We start from the raw sequence: 20,642 nt of genomic DNA, 5'->3' as shown, positions 1-20,642 counted from the left end.
GACGGGTTGTCCTTGCGGGGGGAGATCAATACTCGGGCAATACCAGTCGATGCAGGGCCTGCATGCATTCCCGTGCAAGCTGCTCGGCCGTATTCGCCTGACCGCCCTTCAGCGCGTTGAAGAGCTCCACATGGTAGGCGAACAGGGAATCCACCTGCACCTCGGACAGGCCGCCTCCGCTGCTGGAGAGGTTGGCCGAGGCCATGCCCAGTTCCTTGAGCAGCAGGATCAGGTAGTCGTTGGACGCGATCTCGGCCAGGACGAGGTAGAAGGATATGTAGCGGTTCCCGATGGTTGACGGGTCCGAGTTGACGATGGCCCGGCCGATGTTGACCGTGGCCTTCTCCAGCCTGGCCATGTCCGTGGCGGTGAGCTTGTCCGCCTGGGAGCGGACCAGCCCCGGCGCGATCATGCCCAATGCCTCCACCAACTGGCGGAAGGCCTCGGCATTCTTGCGGGAACGGAGATTTTCCCAGTTGAGACGACCGTCCATGCTTCTCAGGTAGCAGCCGCTTTTTTCCCGAATCTCAAGATAGCCCATGGATTCGAGATTACAGAGCGCCTCGCGCACCGTGTTGCGGCTTGTTTCGAACATGGCGGCCAGCCTGCGCTCTCCGGGCAGCTTGTCGCCGACCGAAAAGGCGCCGCCCTTGAGCATGTCCACCATCCTGCGGCAAATAATGGGACGTTGTGTTGTTGTCGTCATGTCTGGCCCAACCAGTTGGAGTTATCTGACGTTTGAGTAGCTGTTCATCTTTGGTCTACGGTCTGAAAATGGAAGTAGGCAAGGGGAAAGGCAAAAATTTCTGCCAAACTGGCCCAACCAGATAGGCCGGGCAGAGCGAGGAATCGGGAGGGTTTCTGGTAACCGGCTTTAATTATGTGAGGAATTGAAGAAAAGCTGACTAATGGAGTGGGATATACGACAATTGCGTCTGCCGGTGTACCCGGACGGTGACAAAGGGAACGGGGGAATTGGTTGGGCCAGAATCAGCGTTTTTTGGCCAGGCAGCGTTCCAGGTTGGCGATGAATTCCTGGTGCAGTCCCTTGAGGGGGGCTTCCGAGTCGGGATCGTAGCTGTCCGGTTCGGTCGAGCAGAAGATCAGCACGTAGGTGAGCCCTTTTTCGGTGTAAAAGGGCTGGGCAAAGTAGGAGCGGATGCCGCGGGGGATGAACAGTGCCCAGTCGATGGCCTTGATGCTCTTGGATGTTTCCGCCACCACATGATTGGGCTGGTTGAAGCGCAGGATGCTTTCCGCGATGGATCCCTCGTAGGGGTGGGCGAAATCCTCGGGGTCCTTGTCGAAGGGGGTGCCCACGCCGGTGACCGACACGACATTCTCGTCGATGAAGATGCGCGACAGCAGCAGGGCATTGGTGGGGGATTTCTCGGGCAGGGCCCGGAGCAGGGTCTTGAGCAGGGTCTTGACCGACGCACAGCGTCGCAGGGATGCGCCGGAGAACCTGGGGGCCACGGTTTCGTTTCCCCTTACCGGCACGCCCTTGCAGGCCGTGCAGTTGTTGTGGTGGGAGAGGGTAATCCAGAGGAGATTGTCCTCCTGTCGGGAAATGGCCTGAATTCGGGCGGCGCAGAGATGGCTCCGCCCCAGCGCGTCGGTGACGAGCAGATCCCCGTTCCAGTGGTCGGAAAAGATCAGCCCTTCGTAGACCTGGTAGAGGTCGGTGTCCGGATTGTCGCACAGCAGATCCTGCAGGGTCAGTTGCGACAGGGTATTGTCGTCGTAGCTCAGGAGTTGCCGGGCCGCCTGGTTGGCGAGATGAACGGTCCGGTCCATGAAGCGGACCAGCAGCACTGGTTGGTCCACCATGTCGATCTTGTCCGACAACTGGGGACTCCCGGTGGCCTTCATGATGGTTTCCGCATGGTCGGAGATGTTCAGGAGAATCCCCAGGGAGCAACGGGGGTGGGCCGGGTCGGGCATGCCCATGAGTTTGTACCATTTTATCCGCCCGGTTTCCGTGCGTACCCGGAACGAGCAGGCCGTTCTCCTGCGGCTGCGGATCAGCTGGTGGCTGTAACGGAACTGCTCCCTGTCTTCGGGAACGATGACCTCTTGGGGAATCTGCGGATTCTGGAGCACGGCCCTGATCCTTTCCCCTTCGGGGGAGGCCGCGTGCTTGTTCAGGAATGTGATCTCGTTGCTGACGACATCGATACGCCAGACAATGCCGGGCAGTTCCTCAAAATAGTTGGCCAGGATTCTTTCTTCGGGATGGCTGTTCGGTTTTGAAGTGGAATCCGGCATGAATGTCCTCTGTGATGCGGCTTGGATATGTGGTCGAAAGTCGACTCATAACGTGTTTTGAGAACGATTGGCAAATAGCGTGTGTCTGGCTGTACCACAACGCCAACGTGGGGGAAAAACGGGGGAAAGGGGTGCGGCCGGCCCTCCTTGGAAGGCCGGCCGCATCGGCTAGTTCATGGAAACGATGATGTCGTGCAGTTGCTTGAAGGCGTCCTTGAGCTGATGCACGCTGTCGTCGGAGCGCGTCATGACCCGGTTGGTCTCTTCGGCCATGGCGCGCACCTCGGCGGCGGTCTTGGCGATCTGTTCGGTGGCGGCCGACTGCTGTTCCGTTGCGGTGGCGATGCCGGTGACCATGCCGCTGGTCACCTCGGCAATCTCCGCGATCTTCTTGAAGGCGGTGTCCGTCTTCTGAACGTTCTGAACGCTGTTGGACACCTCGGCCTCCACATGGGTGATGGAGGCGTAGCACTGGCGCGTGTTGCCCTGAATGGCCCTGATGGCGCCATCCACCTCGCCGGTGGCGTTGAGGGTCTTTTCCGCCAGTTTGCGCACCTCGTCGGCAACTATCGAGAAGCCGCGCCCGGCCTCGCCCGCCCGGGCCGCCTCGATGGCGGCGTTCAGCGCCAGGAGATTGGTCTGGTCGGCGATGTCGTTGATGATCTTCATCACCTCGCCGATGGCGTCGGCCTGCTGCTCCAACGTTTTCAGGTCCCGCTGGGTGGTGGATACGAGCTCCCGGACGGAGTGGATGGAGCTGATGGTCGCATCGGCAACCATGACGCCGTTGTGAGCCTGCTCTCTGGTCCCGTCCGCGTTTTGCGCGGTGTGGGACGCGTTGCGGGCGACCTCCTGGATGGTGGCGCTGAGTTCGTCGATGGCGGCCACGGTCTCCAGCAGACTGTCTTCCTGCTCGGATGTCAGTCTGCTTGAGTTGGTCACATCCTCCATCAAGAGCCCTATCTGTTTCTCGGTGGTCAGGGAAAGACGCTCCGCTTCGGCGGCAGCCTTTTCGATCCGTTCCTTCTGCGCTTCGATGGTCCGTTGCTGGGCCTTGATTTCGGTGACGTCGTTCCAGAAGGTGATGCCGCCGAGGACCTCGCCCTCGTCATCGCGAACCAGGACCACGTCGATGAGCATGTCAAAGGATTCGCCCTTGGGGTTGGTATAGGCGAAGGGCACCCTTTTCCGCGGCTGGCCGTCTTTGAAGACGTCCGTCAGGACGACATGGCGGTTGGGGTCGTCGAAAAAGAACCTGGCCACGGGCCAGCCCCGGAAGTCCTCGACACGGCCGGTCCTTCCCGTGGTTCGGATCATGCTGTCGCTGCAGTTGATGACGCCCAATTCCGTGTCCACCACGGCGAACGGGTTCTGAATCCCGCTCAGGATGCCCCGGAACAGTCCCATCTCCTTGCGCAGTTGCCCGATGATGCTTTCGGTCATGTTGCGCAGACTCTGCGCCAACGCGCCGATTTCGTCGGAGCGGTCAAGGGTGAGGGTTGCCTCGAAGTCGCCCTGTTCAATGCTGCCCGCATAGGCCGCGACCCTGGAGAGGGGGCTGGTGACCAGCCACCGGGTCAGGCCGTAGAGCACCAGGGCGAGCATGAGAATCAGTCCGGCCCCGGCCCAACACAGCTTGCTGAGGAACTCGTCGGCGCCCGCTTCGATTTCGGCTGTGGGTTTGGCCGCGGTCAGGAACCAGGCATGCTGAATGTTCGAGGCGGGGATGCCCACCCGCGCCGAGAGATAGCGGAACTCTTCGCCGGTCCCTGCCGAGGAGAAGAACTCGGTGTTCCCATCGGTGATCCTTTGCAGGTATTGCGCGTGGTCGCCGAGGTCCTTCTTCAGGATCAGGGAGGGGTCGCTGTGGGCGATGAATACGTTGCGGTCGTCGCTGAAAAAGACCTGTCCCCTTTTCCCGATGCGGCGTTTCTTGATGAACATGTTGGTGAAGTAGTCCATCTGCGGCGCAAGGATCACGGTGCCCACGTGTCTTCCCTCGCGGAGCACCGGGACGGCGATGACGAAGATCGGATTGCCGCGCAACAGGCTTGGATAGACCTGGCTGATGAAATACTCCCTCCCCTCGCGCGATGCCTTGATGAAGCTCATTTCCGTGCTGCATTTGCCGATGGTCTTGCCGCCCACCGTGTCCACGAAGAAACCGCCGTCGCGGACCACGCGCGACTCGCCGTTGACCGTAGTGTTCAGCGGTGCGCCGTTGGGTCTGTGCAGCGCCAGGGGGATGTTCTCGTAGAAGCCGTATCGGTCGTGGATGCTTTGCAGAAAACGCTGCGCCTCCGCCACCATGGACAGGTCTTCCGGATAGGAGCACGCCAAGACCACCGATTCGGTGCTGGCGATGAGCTTGGCCAGGTTCACCTGGCCGTTGATCCAGTCGGTCAACGCCAGGGAGAGGGCCTGCAGGGTGGCCGTGTTTTCCGCCCGGTCGGTCTTGAGCTCCTCCTGCACCTGATTCCTGTGCAGATAGGAGCCGAAAGCCAGGGCAAAAAGGACAAGTACGACAAGTACGCATCCTATATACCTGAACGCCAGATGGCGTGTAAAAAAGTTGTTGGATTGCATCCTCAGATAACTCCGGGTAAATATTGGTTTATACAGCTCCTGTGGCTCATAGCATACTCCCGGCAACAACCCAGTCGGCTAGCCGATGTGGTCCAACCACATTGTTGGGGCTTAAGAAATATTGCTGTCTCTTTTACCCGCCGACATACTCTTGAGATGTCTCTCCCGCTAAAGAAACAATAACTATTCAAAATAGTTATAAGTAATACCACTTGAGTGGACTTCAAGAGGTCGTGGGTTCAATTTCCGCAAGCTCCACCATAAGAAAAATGAGAATTTCAAGTTGATAATTGGAATCCCTTTTTTGTGCCCGATGGCGGATTAAGAAATATGTCCGCTTTGTATCCGCCGGTTCCGACGGGATGCTTTGACGGGTATGCCGTAAGGAACTTGCTCGGCGCGGGAGGGACCTCCTTCTGCGGTTGCAATTCTCCTTGCCAATAGGGACCGGCCTCCTTCGAGGGGGGGGCGTCTAGTCGCGGATGTCGATGGCCTCTGCGAGGAAAACGAAAGGCCCGGAAGGATGTCCTTCCGGGCCTTGTCTTCGTTGAGCGGGCGGATGCCGGGATGCGGCGCAACCTGGATCAGTAGACCCACTTCACCTTGTAGAGGGTGATGCTCGAGCTGCCTTTGTAGGTCCCGATGAGCTTGTCGCCCGAGTAGAGGGTGGCGACGCAGCCGATGACTTCGGGGCCCTCGCCCCGGAACAGTTCAAACTTGATGTGCAGGTCGGCGTTTTCCGGCAGCGTCATCTGGAATTTCACGCCGCAGGTGGAGGAGAATCCGCCGCCGCCCTGCATGAGATGGACGATGTAGGTCAACTCCTCGCCGGCCGGAACCAGCTGGGAGAAGTTGGGGCTGTCGTTCTGCAGGATCTGCTGGCCGCCCCAGCTTTCGTCGGCGTTGCTGATGGTGAAGTAGCCGTTTTCAATGTTCGTCAACGAGCGGTTGGGGGCGAAGTTCGTCACCTCCACCGTGACCTTGGCCGTGGGACCGGAGGTGGGGGCGGTGATCTTTCCGACGCAGCCGCTAAGCAGCGCCGCAAAAAGGCAAATCAGGAAGAGTCGGTGCAGTTTCATGTCAGGCTCCTTAGAATGCGGCCTCTTATAGCCGAACGCCGGAGGATGTCAAAGCGTTTGCGCCGGGGGCCCGGCAACGGCGTGGATGGCGAATAGCGCCGCCAGGATAATGACGAGAAGGAGGGAGTCCCTTGGTTGGGAGAAGCTGTGGTGGCTTTCAAGATGTCGTGGGTTCAATTACCTCCAGCTCTCCTATGATTATAAAGGCTTAGAAAGTTTTCCTTCTAAGCCTTTTTCGTGGAATACACTAAAGGATATACAAATGAAATCGAGAGAATGTCTCTTTGTTGTTGGAGACGGGGTCATGGCGTGACCTCCCCGATTGTTGTTTTCGCAATGAGTCACTCTCGGCTTTGCTTCGTCAACAGTACGGCGGCCATGAAAAATACGGCGCCCAGGCCGGTGAGCACTGCAAGTCTGGACAGTTCCACAGGCGACGCCAGGCTGGCCTGGCGAATGAGGGATGACGCCTGCGTCAATGGGAGCATATTGAGCAACAATGAAGCCCATTCCGGTACCGTCTTCACGGAGAAGAAGGTGCCCCCGAGAAAAGCCATGGGGGTGATGATGAAGTTGTTGAGCAGAGCCTGATCCCGGTGGGACCGCACCGCCATGGCAATGGCCACCGCGATGCATGCGAAGCAGAAGGCGTTCAGGAAAATACCTGCCCAAAATAACGGCCCGGCGTGGAAAGGCACTCTGAACAGGCCGCCTATGGCAGCCACCACGCCTCCCGCCGCCAACCCGCGGCTGGTACCGGCCAGGACCTCTCCCATCACATATTCCACTGGCCGGATCGGCGAGGCCTGTATCTCGTCAAACGTGTGGAAGTAAAAGCGGGCGATGTTGATTTCAGTCGCCAGAGCGTAGGATTGTGTCATGGACGCCATGGCTGCGAGTCCCGGCAGGAGGAAGGTGGAGTACGGAACGCCTTCGAGCCGCGTGTGGTCCATGGTCTGCGTGAAGATGACGAAATACAGGGTGGGCGAGACCGCCATGCCGGACAGAAGGCGCAACCCTCGTCCACGCATGATGACTATCTCCCGGTAGTAGATGGAAAGGATGCGTCCGATTGCTCCTTTGAGCGGATGCCATGATGTCGGATGGCAGCCTTGCGGATTATCCGTCTTTAGCCTGTGTTCAGGCATGGTTGTTCTCAACCTCCTTCCGACGTTCAACGGGGGTGCTGCCCATTGCGTGCAGGTATGCGTCCTCAAGCGAGGTCCGTCCGACTGTCGAGTTCGGGCGCGTGACGGCCTGGAGCAGGGCGGTTGCCCGATCCGCATGGAAACTCGCCGAGGTTGTATCGCGATCGGCCACCATCCATGCCCCCAGATTCCGTATGAGGTTTCCGGGCGTATCCAGGGCGGTGATTTCGCCTTCCTTGAGGAAGGCGACTCTTCCGGCCAGGGTCTCCGCCTCTTCGATGTAATGTGTGGTCAGGAAAATGGTCACGCCGGAAGATTGGAAGTCCTTGAGCAGCGCCCGAATGGAACGCCGGATGTCCGCATCGAGTCCCACCGTCGGTTCGTCCAGAAACAGCACCGAAGGTCCGTGCATGAGCGCACGGGCGATCATCGCCCGGCGTTTCATTCCGCCGGACAGGGACTTGACCGTGGCCCGCTCCAGACCGGCAAGGCCGGTGCGGTCCAGCAACTCCTTGATCCTTTCCCTGCGTGAGCGTTTGTCCATGCCGAAGAAGCGGCCGTGGATGTCTAGATTCTGCTCGACGGACAGGTCCTGGTCCATGTTGATCCGTTGCGTCACCACGCCGATGGCGCCTTTGCCCGCCGGGTTGCGCAGCAGATCACGCCCTTGCACGAAGACCTGCCCCGAGTCGGGACGGGCGAGCCCGGACATGATGCGCATGGCCGTTGTTTTTCCCGCTCCGTTCGGCCCCAGGCATGCGAAGCATTCGCCCGGACGGACGGAGAAACTTACCCCCTTCAGCGCGTGGATACGACCATAAGACTTTTGGAGATCATAAACTGCTATCATGGTGCTCTTTCTTTAGCCGACAGTCCTTGAAGTCCCGGCCCGGCCAGGGAACCCCAACAGGAGGGAAAGGGTTCATCTGCCCGGGCCGAGTGGGTCGCTTCGGCATATGGTTGAGGTCGGTGATTATGCTTGCGCTCCATGCAGCCCGCATGGGCTGAGAGAGCCTCCTTTCGACACCCGGCCGGAATTATCCGGCAAGCCCCAATTCCGCCTTGAACGCATCCAGGCCCATGTCGTCGATGATGCGCCCGATCCGTTTGGGGATGTCGGCGGCGCAGTACCATTCGATGAGGTCGTCCACGACGCGGAGAGCTTGTTCGTCATCGAGGTTGTCGGCGATGACGTCGGCGAACCGGGGATTCAGGCCGGTGACGAGCCCGCCGACAACGACTCTCCAGCCGCCTTTCATTCCGATCAGCCCGATGTCTTTGACGGTGGATTCCGCACAAGTATTGGTGCAGCCGGAGACGCCGATCTTGAGCTTGTAGGGGAGGCTGTAGCCGTAGTATTTTTCGTCGATCCTCAATCCGACGCCCACGGCATCCTGCAGGCCGCGCTTGCAGAAGCTTGTGCCGGGGCAAAGCTTGACGGATCGCACGCACAGCCCGCTGCCCGCCGAAGGCGGAAGCCCGAGATCCTCCCACACCGAGTTGATGTCGGTCTCCTTGAATCCCACAAGGGCGAAACGTCCGGCCGAGGTGATCTTGATCGCTTGCGCCTCGTAACGCTCCGCCACGTCGGCGAGCTTCCGCAGGAGGTTGAAGTCCGTAATGATTCCTCCGGGGATATGCGGGGCTACCGCATACGTCTCATTGTCCCGCTGGAGGATGGCCTTCAAGGCGGAGAACCCATGGTGCCGACCGCACGACGGGCACGTTTCCGGAAAGGATTTCATGTCGATCAAGTCGCCACAGTTGTCGCATTTTCGATTTGCCATTTCCAAAACTCCTTATGTTTCGTGGTACAGGCGGTGCGGCGTTCAGCCACGCCCCCTGTCTATCGGCGGAGGTCTTGTCGATAAATGACAAACACCCCACTTTTTCTGCCACGCTGCGGCCCCCCCAGTTCCCTTTCGGGCAATACGCCTTATTGTGGACAGGAGAGAGTGAAGTGGAAGCGGGAACTGAACACAACCAAGTCTCAATGGTGATGGATATGCAGAAAGCGGGAACAATGGATTCCGATTATCGCAATGTGGTGATTTTTGCTCCCCCGCCGGTGTTGGAGCTCGATGTCACCGGTCCGCTCAATGTCTTTCAGGCAGCCAACAAGATCGTTGCCGGGAAGCGGGGATACAAAGTCGTCTTGGCGACCTCGGGACCAGATATGAACGTGGCCGGGGCTTCCGGATGCACGTTGGTTGCGCATCGTCTCATTGGTGAAATCAATGATGATGTCGATACGGTGCTTGTCGCCGGCGGCCGGGGCGCAATGCGCGGGAGCGCCCCGGAGGTGCTTGATTGGCTTCGGTTCATGGCCGCTCGCGTTCGCCGAATCGGGTCGGTCTGTACAGGGGCGTTCCTGCTTGCCGAAGCCGGGCTCCTGGATGAACGGCGGGCCACGACCCACTGGGAGTATGCGCAAAAATTCGCATCGCGGTATCCGAAGGTCAAAGTCGATGCCGATCCCATCTGGATTCAGGACGGGAACATATATACCTCGGCCGGCGTGACGTCGGGGATGGACCTGTCGCTGCGATTCGTCGAGGAGGACTTCGGAGGCATGGTGGCTCTTGACGTGGCCAGAAGGCTGGTTCTGTACCTGCGCCGCCCGGGAGGTCAGGCGCAGTTTAGCGTTTCGCTTTCTCAGCAGCGCTCGGCCAGTTCCCCCTTGTTTGAATTGCAGGTTTGGATGTCGGAAAATATAGGGGGGGACCTTTCCGTCGAGTCCCTGGCTTCACGCGTGGCCATGAGCCCCCGCAATTTTGCCCGTGTCTTTGTCCGTGAGATGGGTATAACCCCGGCCCGTTACGTCGAAAGGCTTCGCCTGGAGGCTGCACGGCAGCATTTGGAGGTGTCCGAATTCGTCTGCGTCAAGGAGGTTGCCGACCGTTGCGGCTTTCGAAGCGCGGAACTGATGCGAAGAGCCTTTGTCCGCGCCTTTGGTGTTTCTCCGCTCTCTTACAGGGAGCATTTCGGAACGCCCTGAGGTGGAGGATCCTGACGGCAGAGAGCGGCTTGAGGCCGTGGGTTCAATTCCCTTCGCTCCACCTGTGAATGTAACGGCTTAGAGTGTTCTTCCAAGTCCTTTTTGTGAGATAAATATAAAGGAATTGGCTGGATAAGGTAGCAGCCCGGAGGGTGCCTGCCCGACTGTATCCTGAAAGGAGCCATCCGGTTGGGCGGCAGCGGGGAACCGCTTCCGATGCTCCGGGCAGCCGGGGCGAATCGTATTCTTCCCGGCTTGGTGCGCGGCCATTGACAGGGCTTCCATTTCAATGGCATTGGGTAACCAATTATGGACATCTTTGGGACGTGGCCGTAATTGCCGCGTTGCCGAACGGTTCATGAAATCACTTGCGTAACCGCTGGAAGCTGATGAGAAAAAGACTCGCCCTTGTCGGTCCGTCCGACTCCGTGGAGATCATGCGGGAATCGATGAAACGGTTCTTTCCCGATGTGGCGTTCAAGGCCTACGTCCGGGAGCGGACCGAGGATGTCCACGAAGTCCTGGAGCAGAGTCAGAGCGAATGCGACGGCCTGCTTTTCTCCGGCATCGGCGTCCAGGAGGCGGCCAAGGCCAGGGGCGTCCTGACAAAGCCATACACCCAGATCGAACGCGGCGCATACAGCCTGATACGCGCCTTTTCCGAAATACAGCGCCGCGGCCTGTCCTTTGACCGCATCAGCATCGACGTCGTCACCCAGCAGGTGATCTCCGAGGTCATCCGCGAGTTCGGCATCCCCTTCGGCCAGGTGTACTCCATGCCCTTCACGACGCAGCACACCGAGCAGGAGTTCCTGGAGTGGCACCGCGAACTCCTGGAATCCGACAAGGTGGACCTGGCCATTTCCGGTTTCGGCTCGGTCTACCAGCAGCTGATCGGCCTGGGGTGCCCGGTGTTCCGCATGCTTCCCAGCTCCCTGCAAGTCCGCGACACCGTGGAGCATCTCCTGGGGGCCATCGCGGCCCGTGGCCTGCGCTCCGCGGGCATCGCCATTCAGATCATCCGCCTGTTCCGCAACGAGGGGAACTCGAACAACCAGTACGACCGCATGCGGGATGAAGGACTTTTCTTCCTGGAATTGCTCGATTATGTCCGCGCCATCCAGGGCAGCGTCTTCAACATAGGCAAACGCGAATACGCCATCTTTTCGACCCGTGGGGTCATCGAAAGCCCGGTGCATCTGGGCTTGTTCGGAGATATCCTGAACTGGAGCCGCAAGAACAATCTCAGGGTCTGCTCGGGCATAGGCATAGGCTCCACCGCGTTCGAGGCGGAGAAATCCGCACGCACGGCTCTCTCCCACAGCCGGGAACGGCCTCACGGCGGCGTGTTTCTCGCCCACGACGATCAGATACGGGGCCCCCTGGGAGAGGAGGATGAGCTGCACTACCGCACCCGCATCGGGGACGACACCCTGTTGCGTATCGCCCGGGAGATCGGCGTCACCCCGAGCTACGTGGATCGCATTCGGGCCATCATGGACAAGACGGGGAAAAACACGTTCGATTCCGGAGACCTCGCCGCATGTCTGGGGATCGGCGAGCGCAGCGCCCGGCGCGTGCTCAAGAAGTTTCTGGACAGCGGGCATGCAACGCTGGTGGGCAAGGAAAATTCATATAGTGTCGGCCGTCCGAAAAACCTTGTTCAGATAAATATTTAGCGGCAATGGGTACGGCACAGCCATTTTCGGACATATTTATGACATGGCCTAAATACAAGGTCGTCAACCATGGCAGACAAAGGGAGGGCAGGGGAGAGAAGACAGACAGTCGGAAACATTACCCGGATTGGGAAGAAACGTCGTGTCGGCGCGGTTTGAATATTCAGGCCACGCCGGGAGAACCACAGACGAAACCAGGTAAAGCACAATCATTTCAACCATAGGAAACACTACATGTCAGAAGCAATCAAAAACGTGAAGGTCCACCTGCTCGTGCTCGTGCTGGTGGCCGTATCCGAACTGGTGGGCATCATTCAATTCAACATAGGACCCGGCAAGCTGGTCCTTCTGCCCATGCTCTACGCCGTCTTCATCGGCACCTTTCTGGGACCGAAATTCCTGAAGGTCGTCAAGGACAGGGACATGGACCATGCGAGCTGTCTGGTCGGCCTCACCCTAATGCTGCTCATGGCCCGCTACGGCACCCTCGTGGGGCCGAAGTTCTTCGAGATCCTCAAGGCCGGACCGGCCCTCATTCTGCAGGAATTCGGCAACATCGGCACGCTGGTCATCGGCATCCCCATCGCCGTGTTCCTGGGCCTGAAACGCGAATCCGTGGGCGCCGCCCACTCCATCGCCCGCGAACCCAATGTCGCCCTGATCAGCGACATCTACGGCCTGGACTCTCCCGAGGGACGCGGCGTCATGGGCGTCTACATCTGCGGCACGGTCTTCGGCACCATCTTCTTCGGCTTGGCCGCCTCCTTCCTGAGCGTCTTGAACTGGTTCCATCCCTATGCCCTGGCCATGGCCTCCGGCGTCGGCTCGGCCAGCATGATGACCGCCACGATCGGCAGCCTCTCGGCCATCTACCCGGACATGGCGGACAAGATCCAGGCCTTCGGCGTGGCCAGCAACACCTTGTCCGGATTGGACGGCGTGTACATGTCCATGTTCATCGCCCTGCCCCTGGCCAACAAGCTCTATAAAATCATATACCGCATCAAGTTCGGCACCGCTCAGGAGGCTTAGTCATGAACAAGATAATCGAATCCGCAATCGTCCTGCTGATCGTCGCCGTCATCACCCTGGTGGGCAACCGCATCGGCTACGGCTTCGGCATCATCGAGGCCATGCCCGGCATGGCCGTGCTCGTGGCCATCTGCGTCCTCGGCGTCCTGGCCAACAAATACGTCTACAAACTGCCCACGGTCCTGTACGTCATCACCTTCGGCATGATCATCACCATGCCCGGCGTTCCGGGCCACGAAGCCGTGGCCGCCTGGGTCTCCAAGGTCAACTTCCTGGCCCTGACCACCCCCATCCTGGCCTACGCCGGCATCGGCATCGGCAAGGACCTGCCCGCCCTGCAAAAGACCGGCTGGCGCATCGTGGTGGTCAGCCTGTTCGTCATGGCCGGCACGTACATCGCTTCCGCCGGCATTGCCCAGGTCGTGCTCAAATCCCTCGGGGAGATATAATGAATCTGAAGCCTGAAATCGCAGCGTTCTTCGATGAACTGCAAGGCATGCGCAGGCACCTGCACACCTGCCCGGAGATCGGGCTGGATACGGTCGAGACCGTCGCCTTCGTGAAGGCGACGCTCGACAGCTTCGGCATCGGTTACGAGGACATCGGCGTCAATTCCCTGCTGGCCAAGGTCGAAGGCCGCGGGCCGGGCAGGATCGTCGCCTTCCGCGCGGACATGGACGGCCTGGAGACCTCCGAGGAAACCGGGTTGCCCTATCAGTCCGAAAGGGCGGGGCGCATGCACGCCTGCGGCCACGACGGCCACACGACCACGTTGCTGGCCTTCGCCCGGTTTCTGGCCGATCATCGCGACTTCGACGGAACCGTGCTCCTCCTCTTCCAATCCGGCGAGGAGGGCTACGGCGGGGCGCTCAAGATCATCGAGGACGGCCTGTTCGAAAAGTACGCCATCGACTGCATGTTCGGCCTGCACAACTGGCCGGGCTACGCGGTGGATCGGATCGTGGTGCACCCCGGCCCCTGCATGGCTTCGGAGGACCGCTTCGACCTGGTCATCCGGGGTAAAAGCGGACACGCCTCGGTGCCCCATCTCTGCGTGGAGCCCTTTGCGGCGGTGGCCGACTTCATCAAGGGCGCGCAGACGGTCATTCCGCGCAAGGTCTCGGCCCACGACAAGGCCGTCATCAGCATCACGCAGGTGCACGGCGGCAGCGCCTACAACATCATCCCGGACGAAGTGGTCCTGCGCGGCAACGTGCGCACCACGGACGGCGGCGTCCAGGACCTCATCGAAGAGTCCTTGGGCCAGCTGGCCGAGGGCGTGGCCGCCATGTACGGCGTGCAGGCGTCCTTCAACTACCACCGGAAGCATCCGGTGCTGGCGAACTCCATGCCGGAACCGGCCGTCAGGGCCGCCGCCAGGGTCGTGGGCGAGGAGAACGTGCTCACCGACGAGCTCCCGGCCATGGGTAGCGAGGACTACGCCTTCTACATGCAGCACACCAGGGGCTGTTTCGTCTGGGTCGGCAACGGCGCGGATTCGCCCGTGATCCACAACAGCAAATACGACTTCAACGACCAGGTCATCCTGGTGGGGGCCTCCTTCTTCGCGGAGCTCCTCGACGAGGTCATGCAGCGGTCCTGAGGCCGCTGACGGCCTCTGGCAAATCCCGTCAAACCCTATCCTCAAGGCTGCCCCGCCCCGCATTGTCCGGCGGCGGGGCAGCCTTGGCACGATCCATACGGAGCAAGCATGGATTCCCTGAAAGAATTGTACAAAGTGGGCAACGGTCCCTCCAGCAGCCATACCATGGGTCCGCAGAAAGCGGCCAAGGCCTTCATGCAACGCACGCCCGACGCCGTCCGCTACCGGGTGACCCTGCTCGGCAGCCTGGCGGCCACGGGCAGGGGGCACCTCACGGACTGGATCATCGAGCGGACGCTGGGGCTCGAGCGGACGGAAATCATCTGGAAGCCGGAAGAGGTGCGCGCCTTCCACACCAACGGCATGGTTTTCGAAGCCCTGGACGGGCAGGGTGCCGTCGTGGAGACGTGGGAAGCGTTCAGCGTGGGCGGCGGGACCATCGCCGAGGCCGACGCGCCCAATCGCGGGGCGGCTTCCCTGTACCCGCACACCACGCTGGCCGCCATCATGGGCTACTGCAAGGTCAACGGCATGGAGCTGTGGCAGTACGTAGAAGAACAGGAAGGCCCGGAACTCTGGCCGTTTTTGCGGGACATCTGGCAGGCCATGCTGGATTCCATCGCGCGCGGCCTCGAATGCACGGGCGTCCTGCCGGGCGCGCTGCGCTATCCGCGCAAGGCCAACACGTTTTTCAAGAAGGCGAGGACCCAGTCCGGGCATCTGCGGAGCGTGGGCAAGACCTTTGCCTATGCCCTGGCCGTTTCCGAGGAGAACGCCTCGGGCGGAAAGGTCGTGACGGCCCCCACCTGCGGCTCGGCAGGGCTGATCCCCGCGGTGCTGCGCTCCCTGCAGGAGGACTACGGCCTGGAGGAGCGGGAGATCCTGCGCGCTCTGGCCGTGGGCGGCCTGATCGGCAATCTGGTCAAGGAAAACGCCTCCATCTCCGGGGCCGAGGTCGGCTGCCAGGGGGAGATCGGCACGGCCTGCGCCATGGCCGGGGCCATCGCCGCCTATCTGTTCGGCGGCTCGCTGATGCAGATCGACTATGCGGCCGAGATGTCCCTGGAGCACCACCTGGGCATGACCTGCGATCCCGTGGGGGGCTATGTCCAGGTCCCCTGCATCGAGCGCAACGCCGTCTCGGCCATCCGGGCGATCAACGCCGCCGAGTACGCCCTCTTCACGGACGGCGAACACCGCATAAGCTTCGATCAGGTGGTCCAGACCATGGGCGAAACCGGCCGTGATCTGAAGTGCGGCTACCGCGAAACCTCCATGGCGGGCCTGGCGAAACACGGCCTCGCGGAGGCCTCCGGCAAAGGGTGCTAGCGGCCCGCCCCTGCCTTCGCGCGGCGAAGGCGGGGCAATGTTGCAGGCCGGGGGCGGTGACGGGATTGCGGATCGTCTCGCGCGGCACGCGCTCAGCGGCTGGACGATCCACGGCGGCATTCTCATGCCGGATTTTGTCGGACCGCTCCCCGGCCTTCAATTCATCCCGCGCCTCCAGCGTATGGTTCCGCGCAGTGTCCCCATTGAGCGTTGCTATATGCAAGGCCGCATGACCGGCATTCGAGAGGTCGCGGGTTTAATCCCCTTCGGCGCGGGCCAAAACGGGGCTCCGGTGGCGTGCGCGATCGTCTTGATCTTTCCCTTTTCGTCCTTTTGTCATTTACTAGGGCTTGCTCAACGGGATAGTCAGAGATCAGTCGGCGACAGTGGACGCAGGTATTCGAGTCCCCCTATGAAGATGCTTATTGACCTCACCAATAGGATCAAGTCGTTCCTTGGCACTGAAATAACTGTGAATACGAGTTGTCTCAGGTTCGTTTTGCAGTACTTTTTCATCCTGGCCGTCTTTTACTTCGCTATATTCGAGTACACAGCCCCATCTCACGAGATCGCCAGGGGCATCGTCGAATTCTTACTGGTCGCCTTTTCCCTCTGTACCGCCATAGCGTTTGTCTGGCTGCTCGGCATCCTGGCCTTGAAGTGGCGGAGGCAAACATTCCAGCCGAGCTACTGGCATGCCTTTTTGTTGTTTCTGGCCGTCTACACCTTGGGCATGGGGATTCTGTATTGCCTCAAGGAACTGATCTATGACATTCAGAAGGCTTGGTTCTGGCGCTATTACTGGCGGCATCTTCCCTATGCCCTGCTTGGTTCCGCCGTCTTCCTGCGCCTTGAGCACAAGAAGGCGCTGATCGATGATCTGATCCGGCGATTGAACGTGGGATTGGGCGACGCACGGCAACGGGACGGCGAAAAGGGGTGTGAACACGCGGGCGACGTTCCTTTGCAAGTCGTCGTTTCAGGGATGCCGAAGCCGCTCGCCCCGTTCTCCATCACCCACATCACGGTCCATGGCCATTATCTGGACGTCCATTATCTGGAGGACCAGGGCCACGAGCAGGTCTGCATCCGGAAAACGCTCGGTGAAATCATGGAGGAATTGCCTCCCGGCATGTTCCTGAGAACCCACCGTTCCCATGTCGTCAATCCCGGCCATATCTCCGGGCTGTTCAAAAAGGACCGGCGGTATTTCGTCAAGCTCTGCGGCGACCGTTTCCTGATCCCCATCAGCAGGAACCATTTCCCCCGCGTCGTGTCCTTCCTGGAAGACCGATTGGCCGGTTAGCGCCGCGTACCGCCCAATCCGGCGCGATTGCCGCCGCCAGGGGGCGGGGCGGCTGAAGGCCACGGCCTTCAGCCTTCGTCCACAACGCTATTCGCCGGTCGGATTTCGGAAACATCCCACGGTATCCACTCCGGCTCCGGCGGCGGTTTTCGCTCACCCCGCACCGTTCGGGACAAATCCGTACCGTTCAAGACAAACCCCGTTGCTTGGGCCCGATGCGTGTTGTTCCGCGTCGGCGGTTCCGTCATATGTGTCGTAGCTGTCCAACTCAACCAGCGAGGATTCGCTATGACGAAACAGAAAAATCGGAAAAGGCTTGTTGCGGCCGGAAGGCTTGTCCCGGCCGTCCTGCTGTTGTTTTGCACCCTGGGCATTCTCGTCGCCATCGGAGTGTACGGGTTCAATTCCCGGCTGAAGGAGATGTTTCATCTGAACCGGGAGCTCCAGGAAGAGAATTACGTGATGTCGGAGTTCGAGTACCGGCTGATGGGCATAAGCTATCTGTGGGACAAGGGGCGATGGGGCGAAGCGGTCGGTCTGTTCAACCGATATTACGGTCAGCTGAAATCACGGGAGGGGCTGGTCAAATTGCCCGTCTTCAACTCCGCGCGGGACGAACTGGAGTTCTATCTGAACCAGCAGAATCCGCGCACCGGGGCGTTCATGGATGACGCCTACCCCATGTGTGTCTATCACGGCCCCACCGAGAATGTGCTCAAGCACATAGAAAAGCTGTCCCTGCAACTCGGCCGGCCTGTTCGGCTCAAGTATCGGCTGGCATATCTGGATCGAATCAACACGCAGGAAAAAGCGATCGCCTTTCTGGAGGACGTTTCCACGGTCGGGTATCTTGCCTCGTTGATGCCGCAGACGTCCTTCCACCTTGCCAGGGACATCTTCAGCCTGGCCAGGGATGAGGCCTACGACCATGTGGAAGGTGCTGACAGGATAATAGAAAAGCACGGTCTCTATCATTTCTCACCCGAGTGGAAACACGCCGTGCTCAAATGGTTCTATGAGGCGCAGGACCCGGAAACGGGCCTGTGGGGACCCAAATCGGCATCCGGTAAACTGCTCAAGCTGGACCTGAACAACACGTCGTCCATTATCAAGGCGTTCCGGGACAAGGAGGGCAACGACATTCATGAGGAGTTCCCCCTGCGGTACGTGGGGCCGCTCATTGGCTCCACCCTGAAAATGCTCTCGGAGCAGCCACCCTCGGATGACGACCTGGCCTGGATGCACGAGTGGAACCTCAAGAGCTTGAAGAGCCTGAGGTTGATGACGCGGTATTTGTGGAAGGACATATCGGCGGCGGACCGGGAAGGGGCCATTGGCCTGTTCAAGTGGCACATTCGGGCCTGCTGCGATAAGAACTATATACCGGAGGAAGGGGCCTTCAGCTACTACCCCGGTTCCAAACACGCATCGCTGGACGGCATGACCGGCCTCTTCATATTCAATGAGATCGGGGCGTTATCGCCAGAGAAACAGCGGTATCTGTGGGGCGGGCCCGGAGAGACCATCCAGGGCGCGGGCGAGATTCCGGTCTCCCGGCTCTCATCGGCCAAGCTCCGGTCCATAGCCGTCAACCACGGCCTCAACTCATTCCGTTTCTACCCTGGCGATCCGGGCCGGGACGGCCTGCTGTCGGAAGCCAGGGTGGTCTGCTATCCGGTCCCGACACCGGTGCCGGACATCATCGAGCTGGTCCGGGGGGTGAGGCGGTTTCTCGCGACGACGGACCACGGCATGGGGAATTGGGTGTCCAAGGCGGATGTCGGTGAGCGGTTGCAGCCGGTGGCCATCCGGGAGGATGTGGTGGTCGCGGACGGCGTTCCCGAGTCCGAAGTGCGCACTATCCTGAGAAAAACCGGGGAATGCGTCATCATCGGTTTCGATGCGCTCCAGGTGCCGAGGTACAGACTCGATGTCCGGGGCCGGTGAACGCCGCCCAGGCGGCCGGGGGGCGATCCCCCTGACGGATCATGCAAAGGGCTCGGGAGGAGCGCCTCCCGAGCCCTTCCCGATATACAGGGAAATATGCACATGCTATCGGAAGGGAAAAGGGCTTTGCAAAGAGGCGTCATCCGCAAGGGGGGCCTTTCATTCCGCCCAGTAGGAGGTTGAGCCGTGTTTGAACATGCAGCGCACCAAAACTCCCGTTCTCTATTGCTGAAAAACGCCCGGGTGATTGACGGGCTGGGCACGGTCGAAAAGGACCCGCAGTGTATACATATAGAGGATGGTGAGATCGTCGCAATGGGCCGAAATCTCGAGGCCGAGGGGCTCCCCGTTCTCGACGTCGCCGGTGCCACGGTGTTGCCGGGACTGATTGACGCCCATGTCCACCTGCAGAGTGTGCCGGGGTCCGCCTTCCGAAAGGATAGCGAGGAAACGCTGCACGACTACCGTTATCATCAGTTGCGTGCGTATCTTGCCTGCGGAGTGACCACGGTATTGGACAACGCCATTTCCGCCCCGATGCTGCGGGAATTTCAAAACTACCTGGCGGCCGGCGGCGTCGGCCCGCGTTTGTATGCCCTTGCCCCGGCGTTTTATCCGCCGGGCGGCTATCTGGACCATGACATGCTGACGCCGTATTGGGGGCCTCAATGGCGTCCTGCGGGCAGTAGGGAGGATATCCTGTCCTTGTTCGATGAATACGAGGGGCTGGAAAACATTGTCGGTGTGAAAACATTGCTTGAAACCGGGTTCGGCAAATCGAAAATCTGGCCGCTGCATTCGCCGGAGATACGCGAGATTATCGTGGAGGAGGCTTCCAGGCGGAATCTGCCGGTTTACGTACACGCCTACAAGGAGAAGGAGCAAGCGGTCGGGCTGGAGATGGGGGTGCATGCCTTTGTCCATTCCGGCTTCATATTCGAACAACCGAAAAGGGATTTCCTGGAACGGCTGAAGGCGCAAGGGACATATGTTGCGACGACATTGTCCTGTACGTTCGATCAAATGCTGGTCAATTTTGAACTTGATCGGCTCGATGACGAATTCCTGCGTCTGACGGTCCCCGAGGAGCTGTTGCAGACCGCCAGGAATCTCGAAGCCTGGGATGAGTACTATGATACGTTTTTCAAGACTTCCTCGCCCAAATGGATGCCCGCCTTCATACTCAAGGCGATCACCAGGATGTTGAACATTGAACGGCTGATCCGTTCCTGCTTGGCGAACGCCTCCGCCGCGATTGTCTCGATGCACCAATCGGGGATTCCCATCGTCGTCGGGACTGATGCCTCAAGCTGGCCGGTTTTCCTCAATTTTTTCCATGGCACCAGCACTATTCGAGAGATGGAGCTGCTGGTCGGGGCCGGGATGCCGCCTGTGGACGTCATCGCCTCGGCGACCAGGATCCCGGCGGAGATGATGGGGCTTGAAAAAAGCATCGGCACCATAGAGGTTGGAAAGCGGGCGGATCTGGTCGTTGTTCGGGGCGATCCTCTTGAAAATATATCAGCCTTGAAGTCTGTGGCCTGGACCATAAAGGATGGCGAAGCCCACACTCCGGAAGAATGGATGTCCATGCCCGCCTGACCGGGCCATGCCGCGTTCGTGGATTCGCCCGAGGTCTCTATCGCCGGGATCAACGCCTTCCTGGC

Annotated in this window: 16 protein-coding genes; 9 read left to right on the top strand and 7 right to left on the bottom strand. The window is 60.0% G+C overall.

Annotated features, from left to right (window positions below):
* Positions 1–25: 25 nt before the first annotated feature.
* The 7 genes from ACR42D_RS13905 to ACR42D_RS13875 all read right to left on the bottom strand — a co-directional run bounded on the left by ACR42D_RS13905 (position 26) and on the right by ACR42D_RS13875 (position 8,868).
* A complete protein-coding gene (locus tag ACR42D_RS13905) occupies positions 26–658 on the bottom strand; it encodes a FadR/GntR family transcriptional regulator (protein ID WP_484567389.1) in 633 nt (210 codons plus the stop codon).
* Between the two features lie 332 nt (positions 659–990).
* Positions 991–2,268, bottom strand: coding sequence for a diguanylate cyclase (locus ACR42D_RS13900; RefSeq protein WP_484567388.1), 1,278 nt, complete (start codon positions 2,266–2,268; stop codon positions 991–993).
* A gap of 168 nt (positions 2,269–2,436) precedes the next feature.
* Positions 2,437–4,740, bottom strand: a complete 2,304-nt coding sequence (locus ACR42D_RS13895; protein ID WP_484567387.1) for a methyl-accepting chemotaxis protein — start codon at positions 4,738–4,740, stop codon at positions 2,437–2,439.
* A gap of 698 nt (positions 4,741–5,438) precedes the next feature.
* The gene (locus tag ACR42D_RS13890; RefSeq protein WP_484567386.1) at positions 5,439–5,933 is read right to left on the bottom strand and encodes a hypothetical protein; all 495 of its coding nucleotides are present in this window, start codon (positions 5,931–5,933) and stop codon (positions 5,439–5,441) included.
* A 341-nt stretch (positions 5,934–6,274) separates the two neighbouring features.
* Positions 6,275–7,081 (bottom strand): ABC transporter permease, encoded by an 807-nt coding sequence (locus ACR42D_RS13885; protein ID WP_484567385.1) that lies wholly within the window; start codon positions 7,079–7,081, stop codon positions 6,275–6,277.
* Complete coding sequence (locus ACR42D_RS13880; protein ID WP_484567384.1) at positions 7,074–7,931, bottom strand: ABC transporter ATP-binding protein; 858 nt, start codon at positions 7,929–7,931, stop codon at positions 7,074–7,076. Before ACR42D_RS13880 ends, ACR42D_RS13885 begins: the two co-directional genes overlap by 8 nt.
* Positions 7,932–8,118: 187 nt before the next feature.
* Positions 8,119–8,868, bottom strand: coding sequence for an NAD(P)/FAD-dependent oxidoreductase (locus ACR42D_RS13875; protein ID WP_484567383.1), 750 nt, complete (start codon positions 8,866–8,868; stop codon positions 8,119–8,121).
* 173 nt (positions 8,869–9,041) lie between these two features.
* Between ACR42D_RS13875 and ACR42D_RS13870 the strand changes: the two genes are divergently transcribed.
* From ACR42D_RS13870 to ACR42D_RS13830, 9 genes are all read left to right on the top strand, one after another.
* Positions 9,042–10,079 (top strand): GlxA family transcriptional regulator, encoded by a 1,038-nt coding sequence (locus ACR42D_RS13870; RefSeq protein ID WP_484567382.1) that lies wholly within the window; start codon positions 9,042–9,044, stop codon positions 10,077–10,079.
* Between the two features lie 389 nt (positions 10,080–10,468).
* Positions 10,469–11,758 carry a hypothetical protein gene (locus ACR42D_RS13865; RefSeq protein WP_484567381.1) on the top strand — a complete coding sequence of 430 codons (1,290 nt, stop codon included), beginning with the start codon at positions 10,469–10,471 and terminating at the stop codon, positions 11,756–11,758.
* Between the two features lie 234 nt (positions 11,759–11,992).
* Positions 11,993–12,790, top strand: coding sequence for a DUF3100 domain-containing protein (locus ACR42D_RS13860; protein ID WP_484567380.1), 798 nt, complete (start codon positions 11,993–11,995; stop codon positions 12,788–12,790).
* A 2-nt stretch (positions 12,791–12,792) separates the two neighbouring features.
* The gene (locus ACR42D_RS13855; RefSeq protein ID WP_484567379.1) at positions 12,793–13,239 is read left to right on the top strand and encodes a hypothetical protein; all 447 of its coding nucleotides are present in this window, start codon (positions 12,793–12,795) and stop codon (positions 13,237–13,239) included.
* On the top strand, positions 13,239–14,393 hold the full coding sequence (locus ACR42D_RS13850; protein WP_484567378.1) for an amidohydrolase: 1,155 nt from the start codon (positions 13,239–13,241) through the stop codon (positions 14,391–14,393). Before ACR42D_RS13855 ends, ACR42D_RS13850 begins: the two co-directional genes overlap by 1 nt.
* 108 nt (positions 14,394–14,501) lie before the next feature.
* Positions 14,502–15,722 carry an L-serine ammonia-lyase, iron-sulfur-dependent, subunit alpha gene (locus tag ACR42D_RS13845; RefSeq protein ID WP_484567377.1) on the top strand — a complete coding sequence of 407 codons (1,221 nt, stop codon included), beginning with the start codon at positions 14,502–14,504 and terminating at the stop codon, positions 15,720–15,722.
* Positions 15,723–15,759: 37 nt separating this feature from the next.
* Complete coding sequence (locus ACR42D_RS13840) at positions 15,760–17,028, top strand: LytTR family DNA-binding domain-containing protein (RefSeq protein ID WP_484567376.1); 1,269 nt, start codon at positions 15,760–15,762, stop codon at positions 17,026–17,028.
* Positions 17,029–17,316: 288 nt separating this feature from the next.
* Positions 17,317–18,975, top strand: coding sequence for a hypothetical protein (locus tag ACR42D_RS13835; RefSeq protein ID WP_484567375.1), 1,659 nt, complete (start codon positions 17,317–17,319; stop codon positions 18,973–18,975).
* A 186-nt stretch (positions 18,976–19,161) separates the two neighbouring features.
* Complete coding sequence (locus ACR42D_RS13830) at positions 19,162–20,577, top strand: amidohydrolase family protein (protein ID WP_484567374.1); 1,416 nt, start codon at positions 19,162–19,164, stop codon at positions 20,575–20,577.
* Positions 20,578–20,642: the final 65 nt, after the last annotated feature.

This window comes from Pseudodesulfovibrio sp. lm2024, assembly GCF_051175575.1.
Classification (GTDB): domain Bacteria; phylum Desulfobacterota; class Desulfovibrionia; order Desulfovibrionales; family Desulfovibrionaceae; genus Pseudodesulfovibrio; species Pseudodesulfovibrio caledoniensis.
Note: the sequence above shows the minus strand (reverse complement) of the source record. Positions and strands in the feature narration are given on the sequence as shown.

Coding starts and splice junctions, on each gene's coding strand:
- ACR42D_RS13840 (WP_484567376.1), top strand. CDS start 15,760: ATGTTGCAGGCCGGGGGCGGTGACGGGATTGCGGATCGTCTCGCGCGG.
- ACR42D_RS13855 (WP_484567379.1), top strand. CDS start 12,793: ATGAACAAGATAATCGAATCCGCAATCGTCCTGCTGATCGTCGCCGTC.
- ACR42D_RS13865 (WP_484567381.1), top strand. CDS start 10,469: ATGAGAAAAAGACTCGCCCTTGTCGGTCCGTCCGACTCCGTGGAGATC.
- ACR42D_RS13900 (WP_484567388.1), bottom strand. CDS start 2,268: ATGCCGGATTCCACTTCAAAACCGAACAGCCATCCCGAAGAAAGAATC.
- ACR42D_RS13860 (WP_484567380.1), top strand. CDS start 11,993: ATGTCAGAAGCAATCAAAAACGTGAAGGTCCACCTGCTCGTGCTCGTG.
- ACR42D_RS13885 (WP_484567385.1), bottom strand. CDS start 7,081: ATGCCTGAACACAGGCTAAAGACGGATAATCCGCAAGGCTGCCATCCG.
- ACR42D_RS13850 (WP_484567378.1), top strand. CDS start 13,239: ATGAATCTGAAGCCTGAAATCGCAGCGTTCTTCGATGAACTGCAAGGC.
- ACR42D_RS13845 (WP_484567377.1), top strand. CDS start 14,502: ATGGATTCCCTGAAAGAATTGTACAAAGTGGGCAACGGTCCCTCCAGC.
- ACR42D_RS13890 (WP_484567386.1), bottom strand. CDS start 5,933: ATGAAACTGCACCGACTCTTCCTGATTTGCCTTTTTGCGGCGCTGCTT.
- ACR42D_RS13875 (WP_484567383.1), bottom strand. CDS start 8,868: ATGGCAAATCGAAAATGCGACAACTGTGGCGACTTGATCGACATGAAA.
- ACR42D_RS13880 (WP_484567384.1), bottom strand. CDS start 7,931: ATGATAGCAGTTTATGATCTCCAAAAGTCTTATGGTCGTATCCACGCG.
- ACR42D_RS13835 (WP_484567375.1), top strand. CDS start 17,317: ATGACGAAACAGAAAAATCGGAAAAGGCTTGTTGCGGCCGGAAGGCTT.
- ACR42D_RS13905 (WP_484567389.1), bottom strand. CDS start 658: ATGCTCAAGGGCGGCGCCTTTTCGGTCGGCGACAAGCTGCCCGGAGAG.